General features: G+C 67.3%; 13 protein-coding genes. All 13 read left to right on the plus strand.

Annotation, left to right across the window (positions count from 1 at the left end):
- Positions 1–21: 21 nt before the first annotated feature.
- The 13 genes from FBY30_RS11385 to FBY30_RS11445 all read left to right on the plus strand — a co-directional run bounded on the left by FBY30_RS11385 (position 22) and on the right by FBY30_RS11445 (position 14,646).
- Positions 22–879 carry a sirohydrochlorin chelatase gene (locus FBY30_RS11385; protein ID WP_142132970.1) on the plus strand — a complete coding sequence of 286 codons (858 nt, stop codon included), beginning with the start codon at positions 22–24 and terminating at the stop codon, positions 877–879.
- A 54-nt stretch (positions 880–933) separates the two neighbouring features.
- Positions 934–2,679 carry a nitrite/sulfite reductase gene (locus FBY30_RS11390; protein WP_142132971.1) on the plus strand — a complete coding sequence of 582 codons (1,746 nt, stop codon included), beginning with the start codon at positions 934–936 and terminating at the stop codon, positions 2,677–2,679.
- Positions 2,679–3,407 (plus strand): phosphoadenylyl-sulfate reductase, encoded by a 729-nt coding sequence (locus FBY30_RS11395; RefSeq protein ID WP_142132972.1) that lies wholly within the window; start codon positions 2,679–2,681, stop codon positions 3,405–3,407. Before FBY30_RS11390 ends, FBY30_RS11395 begins: the two co-directional genes overlap by 1 nt.
- Positions 3,404–4,456 carry a sulfate adenylyltransferase subunit CysD gene (gene cysD, locus FBY30_RS11400; RefSeq protein ID WP_235009427.1) on the plus strand — a complete coding sequence of 351 codons (1,053 nt, stop codon included), beginning with the start codon at positions 3,404–3,406 and terminating at the stop codon, positions 4,454–4,456. The genes FBY30_RS11395 and cysD overlap by 4 nt, the downstream gene beginning before the upstream one ends.
- Complete coding sequence (locus FBY30_RS11405; protein ID WP_142132973.1) at positions 4,456–5,862, plus strand: sulfate adenylyltransferase subunit 1; 1,407 nt, start codon at positions 4,456–4,458, stop codon at positions 5,860–5,862. The genes cysD and FBY30_RS11405 overlap by 1 nt, the downstream gene beginning before the upstream one ends.
- Positions 5,863–6,078: 216 nt before the next feature.
- The gene (locus tag FBY30_RS11410) at positions 6,079–6,852 is read left to right on the plus strand and encodes a hypothetical protein (protein WP_142132974.1); all 774 of its coding nucleotides are present in this window, start codon (positions 6,079–6,081) and stop codon (positions 6,850–6,852) included.
- A 114-nt stretch (positions 6,853–6,966) separates the two neighbouring features.
- Complete coding sequence (locus FBY30_RS11415; RefSeq protein WP_142132975.1) at positions 6,967–8,133, plus strand: RtcB family protein; 1,167 nt, start codon at positions 6,967–6,969, stop codon at positions 8,131–8,133.
- Positions 8,134–8,263: 130 nt separating this feature from the next.
- Positions 8,264–9,394, plus strand: coding sequence for an ABC transporter substrate-binding protein (locus FBY30_RS11420; RefSeq protein WP_142135185.1), 1,131 nt, complete (start codon positions 8,264–8,266; stop codon positions 9,392–9,394).
- A 24-nt stretch (positions 9,395–9,418) separates the two neighbouring features.
- Positions 9,419–10,144 carry an ABC transporter ATP-binding protein gene (locus FBY30_RS11425; protein WP_142132976.1) on the plus strand — a complete coding sequence of 242 codons (726 nt, stop codon included), beginning with the start codon at positions 9,419–9,421 and terminating at the stop codon, positions 10,142–10,144.
- Complete coding sequence (locus FBY30_RS11430) at positions 10,134–11,093, plus strand: ABC transporter permease (RefSeq protein ID WP_142132977.1); 960 nt, start codon at positions 10,134–10,136, stop codon at positions 11,091–11,093. Before FBY30_RS11425 ends, FBY30_RS11430 begins: the two co-directional genes overlap by 11 nt.
- Positions 11,094–11,296: 203 nt before the next feature.
- Entirely contained in the window at positions 11,297–11,755 is a 459-nt protein-coding gene (locus FBY30_RS11435; protein WP_142132978.1) for an SRPBCC family protein, read from the plus strand.
- 74 nt (positions 11,756–11,829) lie between these two features.
- Positions 11,830–13,092, plus strand: a complete 1,263-nt coding sequence (gene cobA / locus FBY30_RS11440; RefSeq protein ID WP_142132979.1) for a uroporphyrinogen-III C-methyltransferase — start codon at positions 11,830–11,832, stop codon at positions 13,090–13,092.
- Positions 13,093–13,179: 87 nt separating this feature from the next.
- Positions 13,180–14,646: an FAD-dependent oxidoreductase gene (locus FBY30_RS11445; protein ID WP_142132980.1), complete on the plus strand. Its 1,467-nt coding sequence runs from the start codon at positions 13,180–13,182 to the stop codon at positions 14,644–14,646.
- Positions 14,647–14,662: the final 16 nt, after the last annotated feature.

A 14,662-nucleotide genomic window follows, 5' to 3' on the forward strand; every position in this document is an offset into this window, starting at 1 on the left:
TCCAACGTTACGCTAGCCCCTATGAACAGCCCCATCATGATCGCCTGCGCCCATGGGACGTCCAACACACAGGGGGCCGCTGAGGTCAATGCCCTGCGTGCCGCCATCGCGGAACTGCGCCCCGGGCTCGACGTCCGCGAAGCCTACGTGGACGTCCAGCAGCCGGACCTGGTGGACGTGGTGGCGGGCCTGCCAGAGGGGGAACCCGCCGTCGTCGTGCCGCTGCTGCTCAGCGTGGGTTACCACGTGAAGGTGGACATTGCCCGTGCCGTGAAGAGCCGTCGGGGCAGTGCCGCCGCCTTGCCGCTCGGCCCGGACCCCCGACTTGCCCAACTCCTGGACCAGCGGCTCCGAGAGGCCGGCACCACGGACAACGACGTCATCGTGTTGGCCGCGGCAGGCTCGTCCAACCCCAACGCCGCCGTCAGTGTCGAGGAGCTACTGGGCCAGCTGCGGCAGCTGCGTTCGAACCGGATGGTGGCCGCCTACGGTGCCTCCGCCCAGCCGTCCGTGCCCGACGCCGTCGCCATGCTTCGGGAGGAACTCGCCGGAGGTGCCGGGGCGGGGGAGTCCGCAGGAGCGGTCGACGTCGGCGGCCGGGTGGTGGTTGCCTCGTATCTCCTTGCGCCGGGCTTCTTCCACGACCAGTTGGCCAAGGCGGGTGCCGACGTCGTCACCGATCCACTGTTGCCGTCCCCGGTGCTGGCGCAGATTGCGCTGGACAGGTACGACGCGGCCGTCGCGAAGATGCACGAAGCGCCAGCAGAAGCGCCCCCGGTGTCCCAAAAAGAAGTCCCAAATCAGCCTTCCGCCGATGCACAGCAGGGTGGCTTGTTCAAGGCCGTTCGGCGTTTCGTGACGAAATATTTCCCTAGGTGACTCAGCGTTTCCGGGCCTTTGTGACGTAATTCGGGGGCGCCCTACAGTCGATGCATGACTGATACAGCTCTAGCCGGAGCGTCCGCGGACTCCGCTGCTCCGAAGCGCCCCGCCCGCCCGTCCCGCCCCGCCGCGAAGCCGCACGGGCAGTGGAAGGTGGACGGCAAGACGCCGCTGAATGCCAACGAAACCTGGAAGCAGGAAGACGACGGCCTGAACGTCCGCGAGCGTATCGAGTCCATCTACGCCAAGGAAGGCTTCGACGCGATCCCCAGCCAGGACCTGCACGGCAGGTTCCGCTGGTGGGGCCTGTACACCCAGCGCAAGCAGGGGATCGACGGCGGCAAGACCGCCACCCTTGAGCCGCACGAGCTTGAGGACAAGTACTTCATGCTCCGGGTAAGGATCGACGGCGGTGCGCTCACCACCGAGCAGCTGCGCGTCATCGGACAGATCTCCGTGGACTTCGCCCGCGACTCCGCCGACGTCACCGACCGCCAGAACATCCAGCTGCACTGGATCGAGGTGGAGAACGTCCCCGAAATCTGGCGCCGCCTCGAAGCAGTGGGCCTGTCCACCACCGAAGCCTGCGGCGACGTTCCGCGAGTGATCCTGGGTTCACCCGTGGCCGGTATCGCCAAGGACGAGATCATCGACCCGACCCCACTCATCGCAGAGCTGGGGGAGCGGTTCATCGGCAACCCGATCGTGTCCAACCTGCCGCGCAAGTACAAGACCGCCATCACCGGCCACCCCAGCCAGGACGTGGTCCACGAGATCAACGACATCGCACTGGTGGGTGTCCGCCACCCCGAACTCGGTGCCGGTTATGACCTCTGGGTGGGCGGCGCGCTGTCCACCAACCCGATGCTCGGCAAGCGCCTGGGCGCCTTCGTCCAGCCGAACCAGGCCGCCGATGTATGGCTGGGCGTCACCAGCATCTTCCGCGACTACGGTTACCGCCGCATGCGCACCAAGGCCCGCCTGAAGTTCCTGCTGGCCGACTGGGGCACGGAAAAGTTCCGCCAGGTCCTCGAGGACGAATACCTGGGCTACAAGCTGGCTGACGGCCCCGCCGCGCCCAAGCCCGCCACCCCCGGCGACCACGTGGGCGTGCACGAGCAGAAGGACGGCAAGTTCTTCATCGGCGCCACCCCGCTGGGTGGCCGGCTCTCCGGCTCCGGCCTCGTCAAGCTCGCCGACACCCTCGAAGCGCGCGGCTCCTACCGCCTCCGCACCACCCCGCATCAGAAGATCGTGGTGCTGGACGTTGAGAAGGAGCACGTGGAGCCGCTCATCGCCGAGCTGGACGCCCTGGGCCTGTCCGCCCGCCCGTCCGTGTTCCGCCGCGGCACCATCGCCTGCACCGGGATCGAATACTGCAAACTGGCCATCGTCGAAACCAAGATGACGGCAGCCAGCGCGGTCGCCGAGCTGGAGCGCCGCCTCGCGGACCTCGCGGACTCGGGCCAGCTGCCTGCAGCCCTGTCCCTGCACATCAACGGCTGCCCCAACTCCTGCGCCCGCATCCAGACGGCGGACATCGGCCTCAAGGGCATGATGCTGCCAACGCCCGACGGCGACCCCTCCCCGGGTTTCCAGGTCCACCTGGGCGGCGGGCTCGCAAACAATGACCGCGAGGAAGCCGGGCTGGGGCGCACCGTCCGCGGCCTGAAGGTGTACGTGGAGGACCTGCCCGATTACGTGGAGCGCGTGGTCCGCCGGTTCGTGGCAGACCGCGTCGAAGGCCAGACCTTCGCCGAATGGGCCCACGCCGCAGACGAGGAGGCACTGCAGTAATGGCAAAGCACCTCGCACCCGCGCCTGCCAAGCGCCCTACGGAAGAGCTCAAGGCCCTGGCTGAGGCCGGTGCCGCCGAGCTCGGCTGGGACGCCCCCGCCCGCGACGTCATCGCCTGGGTGGAGCGCAACTTCGACCTGTCCGCGGTCGCCGTCGCCTGTTCCATGGCCGACGCCGTCCTGCCGGCCCTGGTCGCTGACCAGATGCCCGGCGTCGACGTCCTTTTCCTGGAGACCGGCTACCACTTCCCGGAAACCTACGCCACGCGCGACGAGGTGGCAGCAAACCTCCGCGTCAATGTGGTGGACGTGCTCCCGGAGACCACCGTGGAGCAGCAGGACCGGCTCCTGGGCAAGGACCTCTTCGCCCGCGACGCCGCCCAGTGCTGCGCCCTCCGCAAGGTGGCCCCGCTGCAGCGCACCCTCGCCGGCTACGAACTGTGGTTCACCGGAGTCCGCCGCGACGAAGCCCCTACCCGCACCAACACCCCGCTGGTCACCTGGGATGAGAAGAACGGCCTGGTCAAGGTTAACCCCATGGCTGCGTGGACGTTCGACCAGCTGGTCCAGTACTCGGACGACAACCTTTTGCCCGTCAACCCGCTGCTTTCCCAGGGTTACCCCTCCATTGGCTGCCAGCCCTGCACCCGCAAGGTGGCGCCCGGCGAAGATCCCCGCGCCGGCCGCTGGGCAGGAACCGACAAGACAGAATGCGGACTTCACGTATGAGCAACTTGAGCACGACGACGGTCATCAACGCCTCCGCAGCAGATGCCGCCCCCGCCCCTTCGCCGCGCGGCATTCGTCCTTCGGACGATGCGCGCGGCTTCGATAGGCCCGATGCCACTCCCGGGGCGGCATCTGCTGCTCCGGCTCTGCAGGGAACCCGCCTCAGCAGCCTGGACACCCTTGAATCCGAGGCCATCCATATCATCCGCGAGGTTGTTGCCGAGTTCGAGAAGCCTGCGCTGCTGTTCTCCGGCGGCAAGGACTCTGTGGTGATGCTGCACCTGGCCACCAAGGCCTTCTGGCCGGGCAAGGTCCCGTTCCCGGTGCTGCACGTGGACACCGGGCACAACTTCCCCGAGGTCATCGATTTCCGCGACCGCACCGTTGAGCGGCTTGGCCTGAAGCTCGTGGTGGGCTCCGTGCAGGAGTTCATCGACCGCGGCGAGCTGGCCGAGCGTGCCGACGGGACGCGCAATCCGCTGCAGACCGTCCCGCTGCTGGACGCCATCCAGCAGAACAAGTTCGACGCCGTGTTCGGTGGCGGACGCCGCGACGAGGACAAGGCCCGCGCCAAGGAGCGCATCCTGAGCCTGCGCGACGAGTTTGGCCAGTGGGACCCGCGCAACCAGCGCCCCGAGCTGTGGAACCTGTACAACGGCCGGCACACCGTGGGCCAGCACGTCCGCGCGTTCCCCATCAGCAACTGGACCGAGCTGGACATCTGGCGCTACATCGAGCGTGAGAACATCGAGCTGCCCGGCCTGTACTACGCCCACGAGCGCGAGGTCTTCGCCCGCGACGGAATGTGGCGCGCGGTAGGCGAAGTGTCCCAACCTCGCGACGGCGAGGAAGTCATCACCAAGACCGTCCGCTACCGCACCGTGGGGGACATGTCCTGCACCGGCGCCGTGGAGTCCAACGCCTACACGGTGTCCGACGTGGTGGTTGAAGTTGCCGCCTCCACCCTGACCGAACGTGGCGCCACCCGTGCAGATGACCGCATCTCCGAGGCCGCCATGGAAGACCGCAAGAAGGACGGGTACTTCTAATGACCACCGAAGCAGTTCTCCCGGCGGACCTGGAAACAGCCCTGCCCACCACACTCTTCCGCTTCGCCACGGCAGGATCGGTCGACGACGGCAAGTCCACGTTGGTGGGCCGCCTCCTTCACGATTCCAAGGCCATCCTGGCCGACCAGCTCGACGCCGTCGCCCGCACCTCGGCCGACCGCGGCTTCGGCGGCGACAAGGGCGGCATCGACCTGGCCCTGCTGACCGACGGCCTGCGTGCCGAGCGTGAACAGGGCATCACCATCGACGTGGCCTACCGTTACTTCGCCACCGACCGGCGCAGCTTCATCCTGGCCGACTGCCCCGGGCACGTGCAGTACACCAAGAACACGGTGACAGGCGCGTCCACTGCGGATGCCGTCGTCGTGCTCATTGACGCCCGCAAGGGTGTGCTGGAGCAGACCCGCCGGCACCTGTCGGTGCTGCAGCTGCTGCGCGTGGCCCACGTGATCGTGGCCGTGAACAAAATCGACCTGGTGGACTTCAGCGAGTCCGTGTTTCGCGACATCGAAGCCGACGTGCAGCAGGTGGGCCGCGAACTGGGCCTCGGCTCGGACGGCATCAGCGACCTGCTGGTCATCCCCGTGTCCGCGCTCGACGGCGACAACGTGGTGGAACGCTCGGAGCGCACCCCCTGGTACACCGGTCCGGCACTGCTGGAAGTCCTCGAGACCCTTCCGGCCGCCGACGAGCTCGAAAGCCACCTGGAAAGCTTCCGCTTCCCGGTGCAGCTGGTCATCAGGCCGCAGGGCGCCCTGGCACCCGACGCCGTGTCCGCAGGCCTGGATGTGGAGGCCTTCCGCGACTACCGCGCCTACGCGGGCCAGATCACCGAGGGCTCGGTGAAGGTGGGGGACCAGGTGTCCGTGCTGACGCCGGGCCAGGACCCACGGACCACCACCGTGGTGGGCATCGACTTCGCCGGAGCATCACTGGAGGAAGCCGCCGCCCCGCAGTCCGTGGCCATCCGGCTGGCCGACGAGTTCGACGTCGCGCGTGGTGACACCATCGCCGCCGCCGGCACCGTCCGCGAAGCTTCCGCCGACCTCTACGCGGCACTCTGCTGGCTGTCGCCGAAGCCGCTCCGGGAAGGCCAGAAGGTCCTGGTCAAGCACGGCACCCGCACCGTCCAGGCGATGGTGCGCAGCGTCTCCGGCAAGCTGGACCTGTCCACCTTCAAGCTCGAGGGCGCTTCCAGCCTGGAGCTCAACGACATCGGCCACGCGCAGCTCCGGCTCGCCGCCCCGCTGCCGCTGGAGAACTACCTGCACCACCGCCGCACCGGCGCGTTCCTGGTCATCGACCCGCTGGACGGCAACACGCTGGCCGCGGGCCTGGTCAAGGACCACCCGGGCGACCACGAGGACGAGCGCTACAGCATCTAATTCCCACCCGAATCGCCGGAACAGTGCCGGACCGCCGTACCGTTACGGCTACTCCGCACCGTTCCGGCGATTTCGCGCATCTGCGGTAATCCGCACAATAAACCGCAGACGTCCCAGCCCAACCTTTCCCGGTTACGGGAGACATGGGAAGCTCAGGCATCGCTTCGCCGGTGCCGCGATTCCAGGCCCCGGCCTGTTTTCGTTGAGGGGGCACGAATGCCAGCCATCCATCGGTGGTCCACCAAAGCCGCTATCCGCTCTGCACAGGACGCCCGTGAATGGGATATCTCCCCGCGCCGCGCGCTGACTATTGCGCTGCTGCCACTGGGCATCGCACTCGCGGCCGCTGCCACTGCCCTGCACCCACCGCTGTTCATTTGGCTCCTCGACGAGGACTCCCTGATCGAGTGGTTCCAGTTTTTCTTCCTTGTGGCTGCCGGAGTCTTCCTGCCCCTCCTGGCGTACCGCCTGTACAAGACCGGGCACAGAGCCATGGCCTTGCTGTACGGGGTGGTCGCTGCCGGTGTTTTGTTCCTGGCGGGCGAAGAATTTTCCTGGGGCCAACGCATCTTCGGCTGGCAGACACCGGAGGCCATGGAAACGATCAACCGGCAGGGGGAGACCACCCTGCACAACATCAGCGGCGTGCAGGAACTGGTCCCCGCCGCCATGCTCCTGGCAAGCCTGTACGGTGCGTGCGCACCCTTGATCTGGAACGCGGTCCGCGCCCGTTGGAAGCATCGTGGCTCCGCGCAGCTGCTCATCCCGCCGCTGTGCCTGGTACCGGCCTTCGGGCTGGCAGCGGCCTACCGGCTCTTCCGTTTGCTGGTGTGGCCGTCTCCCGATTACGGCATCTCCGAATACGGCGAAGTCATGGAACTTAGCCTGTACCTGGGGCTGGCCCTGTTCACCTGGTTCAACCTGCGCCGGCTGCTGCTGACCAGGCCAGCCGCCCGCGCGCCGCGCCACCGGCTCACCGCCAGCGCGTAGCCCCCACTCAGCGGAACCGCGGCTCGTTCGCGAGACTTGGCTATCAAAGCCGGGTTTTGCGAACAAGCCGCGGTTTTGCTGTTTCCGGAGAGTTTCCCGGGGCAGGGTTTAAGCATGGAAACCATCAGTCCGAAGCTCCTGAACTGGGCATCCATCCTGGACGACAAGACCCGCGAACAGGCGGTCATGACGGCGGGGTTGCCGTTCATCTACCCGCACTTGGCGCTGATGCCGGACGCGCATTTGGGCAAAGGCGCCACCGTGGGGTCGGTCATCCCCACGCTCCGCGCGATCATCCCGGCCGCGGTGGGAGTGGACATCGGCTGCGGCATGATCGCGGTGCGGACCCAGTACTCGGTAAAAGACCTGCCGAAGGACCGAAAAAGCCTTCGCGAGGACATCGAGCGCGTCATTCCGCTGTCCGCCGGGAACAACAACAGGAAGATCCTCTCCACCGCCGAGCCCAGAATCGCAGAGCTGAAGCAGCGGGCCGCGAAGGCAGGGTTCAACCCTGGCCAGTACGTGGCGAAATGGGAACTCCAGCTGGGCTCCCTGGGCTCGGGCAACCACTTCATTGAAGTCTCGGCAGACGAATCCGACGGCGTGTGGCTCTTCCTGCATTCAGGCTCGCGGGGCATCGGCAACCGAATCGCACAGCACCACATCGGGGTGGCCCAGCACGTCACCCGGAAGAACCAGGTCTACCTGCCGGACCCGGACCTGGCGTACCTGGACGAGGGCACCCCGCAGTTCGAGCGGTACATCGCCGAGCTGCGGTGGGCCCAGCACTTCGCCCTGCTGAACCGGGAGGAAATGATGGACCGCGTCACCGCCCAGTTCAGCCGCTGGGTGGGAGGCCCGGTGCAGGAACGCGAACGGATCAACTGCCACCACAACTTCACGCAGCAGGAGACGCACTACGGCAAGCCAGTGTGGGTGTCCCGGAAGGGAGCCATCAAAGCCGGCAACGGGGATCCGGGACTGATCCCCGGATCCATGGGGACGGCGTCGTATGTTGTGGAAGGCCGGGGCAACCCTGCCTCGCTGAACTCATCCCCGCACGGGGCCGGGCGTGAATACTCCCGCAACGCAGCCCGGAAGACCTTTACCTTGGAGGAACTGAAGCGCGCCATGCGCGGCATCGAGTTCCGGGCGTCGGAGGCCTTCATCGACGAAATCCCGGCCGCATACAAGCCGATCGACCAGGTCATGCAGGACGCCGCGGACCTGGTCACGGTGCGGCACAAACTGCGCCAGCTGGTCAACGTCAAAGGCAACTGAACCTGCGCAACGGGGCAACAGCACGGCAGAATGTGACGCCAGATGAACGTGCGTGACCCCCCGTTTCCGCTTCGTTGAACGGGTTTGGGCCACTCCCTATGGTGAAGCAATGACTAGTTCCAAGCCTGGGATGACCCGCATCGTGGCAGGCGAAAGCGCGGTCCCCACGCGCAAGCGCGCCGTTGAGGCTGCCCTCGCCATCGGGCTGGTCCTGCTGATCGCCGTCGGAGCCATCGTGGCCTCCAACATCTCCCGGGACGCCGAGGCGCAGGCCGCCGAGCCCACCCCGGCCACCGAGCTGAAACTGGGCTACTTCGGGAACGTCACCCACGCTCCGGCGCTGGTGGGCGTCAAGAAGGGATTCCTGGCGGACGCCCTTGGCAGCACCAAACTCAGCACCGAGACCTTCAACGCCGGCCCGGCCGCGATCGAAGCCCTCAACGCCGGAGCGATCGACGCGGCCTATATCGGCCCCAACCCGGCCATCAACTCGTTCGCCAAGAGCCAGGGCCAGTCCGTCCGCGTGATCGCCGGTGCGGCAGCCGGTGGTGCGCAGCTGGTGGTCAAGCAGGGGATCAGCTCCGCGGCCGACCTCAAGGGCAAGACCCTGGCAACGCCGCAGCTGGGCGGGACCCAGGACGTCGCCCTCCGCGCCTGGCTGGCCAAGCAGGGCTACAAGACCAACGTGGACGGCAGCGGCGACGTCGCCATCAACCCCACCGACAACGCGCAGACGCTGAAGCTGTTCCAGGACGGAAAGCTCGACGGCGCGTGGCTGCCTGAGCCATGGGCGTCCCGCCTGGTGCTCCAAGCCGGCGCCAAGGTACTGGTGGACGAAAAGGACCTGTGGGACGGGACCGGGACCGGCAAGCCCGGCGAATTCCCCACCACCATCCTGATCGTGAACCAGAAGTTCGCCGCAGACCACCCGGACACCGTCAAGGCCCTGCTGAAGGGCAACGCGGACTCTGTGGCATGGCTCAACTCGGCCCCGGCCGATGAGAAGGCCAGCCTCATCAACTCCGCCCTGCAGGAATCCGCCGGGGCAGCCTTGCCCGCTGACGTCCTGGCCCGGTCGCTGGCGAACATCACCTTCACCCTCGACCCGCTGGCCGGCAGCTACCCCAAGCTGCTGCAGGACGGCGTGGACGCCGGCACCACCAAAAAGGCCGACATCAACGGCCTCTTCGACCTCACCGCCCTGAACCAGGTGACCGGCGGCGCGGGCAAGATCTCAGCCGCCGGCCTCGGCCAGGACTGACCACCACTACTTAAGGACGCCACCATGCCAGTTGTACTGGAACACCTGGGCAAGCGCTTCGGCGACGGCGCCCCGGTACTGGACGACGTCAACGCCAACATCAAGCAGGGCGAGTTCGTTGCCCTCCTCGGTGCCTCCGGCTGCGGCAAATCCACCCTCCTGAACATCATCGCGGGACTTGAAGCGCCGACGTCGGGCGCCCTGGAAGTGCCCAGCGACGGCGCCGCCTTCATGTTCCAGGACGCTGCCCTCTTCCCGTGGCTGACCGCCCGGGAAAACATCGAACTGGCCCTGAAGCTGCGCGGCGTGGGCAAGGCCGAACGCCGTATCAAGGCACAGGAGCTCCTCGAGTTGGTGCACTTGGGCTCCGCGGGGGATAAGCGTCCGCACGAGCTGTCCGGCGGCATGCGGCAGCGAGTGTCCCTGGCCCGTTCCCTGGCGCAGGACCGGCAGTTGCTGCTGATGGACGAGCCGTTTGCCGCACTGGATGCCATCACCCGCGACCTGCTGCACGACGAACTCGAGCGCATCTGGAAGGAAACCGGGCGCACCATCGTCTTCGTCACCCACAACGTCCGCGAGGCTGTCCGGCTGGGCCAGCGCGTCCTGCTGCTGTCCTCCCGCCCGGGCCGCGTGGTCCAGGAATGGGCCGTCACCGAGGAACACCGAACCGATGCCGGGCTCGCCGGCCAGCTGACCGGGGTCATCACCGCCCGGCTGCGGGAGGAGATTCGCCGCCATGCCAAGTAATCCGACACGCCTCGCGGAAGCACCCTCGGAGAGGGCATCCGGCGCTGCGCCCGCTGAGCACGTCCATGCCGCGCTGACCCGCACGTCCACGGGCCACGAGGACCTGCGGGAGCTTGAATCCGGCCTGGACTCGCTGCAGTCCGATGCCGACCGCAAGCACCGCGTCGACTGGAGCCGCATCCTGCTGCCCGTGGCCGCGTTGGTGGTCCTGGTGCTCATCTGGCAGTTCTATGTCTCGCTGGGTGTGAAGCGGCGCGACCTGGTTCCCGGCCCGCTGGACGTCGTGGCCCAGATGGGCGTCCTGTGGAGCGACGGCAAGCTGCAGGGATCCATGTGGACCTCACTGCAGCGTGGTGTGGTGGGCTTCCTCATTTCGGTGGCGATTGCCACGCCGGTGGGCCTGCTGCTGGCCCAGGTCGCACCGCTGCGCCGGGCGTTCGGGCCCCTCATTTCCGGGCTGCAGGTGCTGCCCTCGGTGGCGTGGGTGCCCGCGGCGATTATCTGGTTCGGCCTGACCGACGCCACCGTATACTTCGTGGTGTTCATGGGCGCCATCCCGTCCATCATCAACGGCCTCATCTCCGGCGTGGACCAGATCCCGCCGCAGTACCGCCGGGTGGGTACCGTCCTGGGCGCCTCCCGGCTCCAGATGGCACTGCAGGTGATCCTTCCGGCGGCGCTGCCCGGCTACCTCAGCGGCCTCAAGCAGGGCTGGGCCTTTTCCTGGCGCTCGCTCATGGCCGCGGAAATCATTGCCGTGGGCGGCACCATCGGCTTTGGCCTGGGCTCCCTGCTGGACCAGGGCCGGGACCTGTCGGACATGACCATCGTGATAGCTGCCATCCTGCTGATCCTCGCCGTCGGCATCCTGATCGAGCTGCTGGTCTTCGGGCCCATCGAGAAGCGCCTCCTGCGCCGCCGCGGTCTCCTGGCCGGCAGCACCCGCTGACCCAGCCCTTTTCCCACTGACGGCAAGAGCCCGACGGCGACCTCCCGCCGTCGGGCTCTGCTGTTTCCCAGCCCTCCGAGCCAGCCAAGGCGGGGCACTTTGACACGGACACGCGGGGGATAAGCACTTCATGGACGAAGATCCCCGCCAATGTGCCCTACGACGACCGCGGAGTCCCCAGAGATCAATGGCAGACTGGCGCCATGACCGTCAGCTTCGTGTGCCGCACCGAGTCGCCCCTGCCGATGGAGCGGCTCTTCGACCTGGCGCGCAGCATCGACCTGCACGTGGACTCCCAAAAACAATCTGGGGAGCGGGCAGTTGCCGGCGTCACCAGCGGGCTCATCGGGGCGGGCCAGGAGGTGACCTGGCGGGCGAAGCACTTCGGTATTCCGCTCACCATGACCAGCCGGATCACCTCCTTCGAATACCCCCGCAGCTTCACCGATGAGCAGGTGAAGGGCCCCTTCAAGGCCTTCCGGCACGTCCACGAATTCCAGCCAACGGCCACGGGGAGCATCATGACCGACCGGGTGGAGTTCACCGCCCCGCTGGGTGTCCTGGGCCGCGTCGTCGAGAGGCTCATCCTGCGCCGCTACCTGGAACGGCTCATCAGCGACAGGGGACGGTTCCTCGCCGGGAGAGCAGGAAATCCTTTGTGACGCAGCGTTACCTTACGTGAACTGGTGTTGCTCGGCCTTTGTTGGCGAATGTGACGCCGCCCTACCGTTGATTCATGGCAATTCAGGACATTTACCCCACCGCGCTGCGGCTGCTCGGCCGCCCGGTGCTGGTGGTAGGTGGCGGCCCCGTTGCTGCCCGCCGTGCCAAGGGACTGCTGGACGCCGGTGCCGTGGTCACCGTCGTGGCCCCGGTTGCCTCGCCCGCGCTGCAGGAGATGGCCGACGCCGGCCTCCTCACCTGGGAAGCGCGCCCCTACCTTTCAAGCGACGTCGACGGCGTCTGGTTCGTCCAGACGGCAACTGGTGATCCGGAGGTGGACGCCCAGGTATCGGCCGACGCCGAGGCGCAGCGGGTTTGGTGCGTCAACGCCTCCAACCATGAAGCTTCCGCCGCCTGGACCCCCGCCGTCGCCGTGGTGGACGACGTCAAGATCGCCGTCAACGCCGGGGGAGACCCGCGCCGTGCCATGGCCGTCCGCGATGCCGTGGCCACCGCCCTGGAAACGGGCGACCTGCCGCTGCGCCGCCGCCGCGCGCACCAAGGCAGCGTGGCCCTGGTGGGCGGCGGCCCCGGGGACACCGGCCTCATCACGGTCCGCGGCCGCCGGCTGCTGGGGCAGGCCGACGTCGTGGTGGCCGACCGCCTGGGCCCGCGGGAACTGCTGAATGAACTTGCCCCCGACGTCCGCGTCATCGAAGTGGGCAAGACTCCCGGCCACCACCCCGTGCCGCAGGCAGAGATCAACCGCATCCTGGTGGAAGAAGCCTTGAAGGGCCACCGCGTGGTCCGGCTCAAGGGCGGCGACCCGTACGTGCTGGGCCGCGGCGGCGAGGAAGCTGAATACTGCCGCCAGCATGGTGTGGAGGTGGAAGTGGTCTCCGGCGTCACGTCCGCCATCTCCGTTCCCGCCGCAGCAGGCATCCCCGTCACGCACCGGGGCCTGGCCAAAGGCTTCAGCGTGGTCACCGGCCACGAGGAACTCTCCGAGATCCCGGCCCGCCCGGACCACACCGTCGTCCTGCTCATGGGCGTAGGCCAGCTGCGCGAATCCGCGTCCGCGCTGGGCGAAGCCGGGCTGCCGCTGGGCACGCCAGTTGGTATCGTGGAAAACGGCTATTTGCCGGACCAGCGCGTCACTATTGGCACGCTCGGTTCCATCGCCGACCAGGCCCAGGCGGCCGGCGTCGCAAATCCTGCCGTGATTGTCATCGGTGACGTGGTGCGCGTAAGCCCCTTCGCGCCGTCGCACTTCAAAACCGCTGACTACAGCACCACCACCCCGAACAGCCCCCGCAAGACCGCCCTCACCACCTGAAACCCACCGATTGCTCCGTAACTGCCGTTTTGAGGGTTCAAAACGGCAAGTACTCAGCAATCGATGCAGAAGAAAAGGAACACAGCCGTGTCATCCAGCACCACCGTAGGATCTGCTGAACGTCCGCTGCGCGTCGCCGTCGTGGGCTCCGGCCCGGCCGGTGTCTATGCCGCCGACATCCTCACCAAGAGCGAAGCCGTCAAGAGCGGCGAGCTGACCGTCAGCATCGACCTCTTTGACCGCTACCCGGCACCCTACGGCCTGATCCGCTACGGCGTGGCCCCCGACCATCCCCGCATCAAGGGAATCGTGAACGCCCTGCACAAGGTGCTGGACCGCGGCGACATCCGCTTCTTCGGCAACGTTGACTACGGCACGGACCTCACCATCGAGGACCTCCGCAAGCACTACGACTCCGTCATCTTCGCCACCGGCGCCATCAAGGACGCGGACCTGAACATCCCCGGCGTCGAGCTGGAGGGCTCCTTCGGCGGCGCCGACTTCGTGTCCTGGTACGACGGCCACCCGGATGTGCCCCGCGAGTGGCCGCTGGACGCCAAGGAGATTGCGGTCATCGGCAACGGCAACGTGGCCCTGGACGTGGCGCGTGTCCTGTCCAAGCACGCCGACGACCTGCTGGTCACCGAAATCCCGGACAACGTCTATGCCGGCCTGAAGGCGTCCCCCGTCACCGACGTGCACGTCTTCGGCCGCCGCGGTCCCGCCCAGGTCAAGTTCACCCCGCTGGAGCTGCGCGAGCTGTCCCACTCCAAGGACGTGGACATCATCCTTTACCCGGAGGACTTCGAGTTCGACGAGGAATCGGACCGCCAGATCCAGACGAACAACCAGACCAAGACCATGGTGGGCACGCTCACCAACTGGATCGCCGAGCAGCCCGAGGACCTCTCCGAGCTCAAGGCATCCCGCCGCCTGCACCTGCACTTCCTGCACAGCCCGGTGGAGATTTACGACGACGCCGAGACGCCGGGCAAGGTGGCAGGCATCAAGTTCGAGCGCACAGAGCTGGACGGGACCGGCAACGCCCGCGGCACCGGCGAGTACGTGGACTACCCGGTCCAGGCCGTGTACCGCGCCATCGGCTACTTCGGATCCGCCCTGCCGGACGTCGAGTTCGACCACAAGAAGGGCGTGGTAACGAACGACGGCGGCCGCGTCCTGGCTGCCGATGGCACCCACGTGCCGGGTCTCTACGCCACGGGCTGGATCAAGCGCGGACCGGTCGGCCTGATCGGCCACACCAAGGGCGACGCCCTTGAGACCGTCACCTACCTGCTCGAGGACCGCGAAAACCTTCCCGTCGCCGAGGCACCCGCCGAGGACGCCGTCGTCGAACTCCTGGACGCCCGCGGCGTGAAGTTCACCAGCTGGGAAGGCTGGCTGGCACTGGATGCCCACGAACTGGCCCTCGGCGCTGCGGCCACGGAGGCCGGCGGCTCGCACGGCGTCGAGGTCAAGCGTGAGCGCATCAAGGTGGTGCCGCGCGGGGACATGGTGGACATCTCCCGTGACGGCGTAGCCGCGCAGGTCTAGGACCTAGAAGCAAGGA

It is taken from the genome of Arthrobacter sp. SLBN-83 (genome assembly GCF_006715285.1).
GTDB lineage: Bacteria > Actinomycetota > Actinomycetes > Actinomycetales > Micrococcaceae > Arthrobacter.

Bases quoted from the DNA above. Each gene is read 5' to 3' on its own strand.
- FBY30_RS11415 (WP_142132975.1), top strand. From the start codon at position 6,967: ATGGAAACCATCAGTCCGAAGCTCCTGAACTGGGCATCCATCCTGGAC.
- FBY30_RS11425 (WP_142132976.1), top strand. From the start codon at position 9,419: ATGCCAGTTGTACTGGAACACCTGGGCAAGCGCTTCGGCGACGGCGCC.
- FBY30_RS11395 (WP_142132972.1), top strand. From the start codon at position 2,679: ATGGCAAAGCACCTCGCACCCGCGCCTGCCAAGCGCCCTACGGAAGAG.
- FBY30_RS11420 (WP_142135185.1), top strand. From the start codon at position 8,264: ATGACCCGCATCGTGGCAGGCGAAAGCGCGGTCCCCACGCGCAAGCGC.
- cysD (WP_235009427.1), top strand. From the start codon at position 3,404: ATGAGCAACTTGAGCACGACGACGGTCATCAACGCCTCCGCAGCAGAT.
- FBY30_RS11430 (WP_142132977.1), top strand. From the start codon at position 10,134: ATGCCAAGTAATCCGACACGCCTCGCGGAAGCACCCTCGGAGAGGGCA.
- FBY30_RS11385 (WP_142132970.1), top strand. From the start codon at position 22: ATGAACAGCCCCATCATGATCGCCTGCGCCCATGGGACGTCCAACACA.
- FBY30_RS11405 (WP_142132973.1), top strand. From the start codon at position 4,456: ATGACCACCGAAGCAGTTCTCCCGGCGGACCTGGAAACAGCCCTGCCC.
- FBY30_RS11435 (WP_142132978.1), top strand. From the start codon at position 11,297: ATGACCGTCAGCTTCGTGTGCCGCACCGAGTCGCCCCTGCCGATGGAG.
- FBY30_RS11390 (WP_142132971.1), top strand. From the start codon at position 934: ATGACTGATACAGCTCTAGCCGGAGCGTCCGCGGACTCCGCTGCTCCG.
- FBY30_RS11410 (WP_142132974.1), top strand. From the start codon at position 6,079: ATGCCAGCCATCCATCGGTGGTCCACCAAAGCCGCTATCCGCTCTGCA.
- cobA (WP_142132979.1), top strand. From the start codon at position 11,830: ATGGCAATTCAGGACATTTACCCCACCGCGCTGCGGCTGCTCGGCCGC.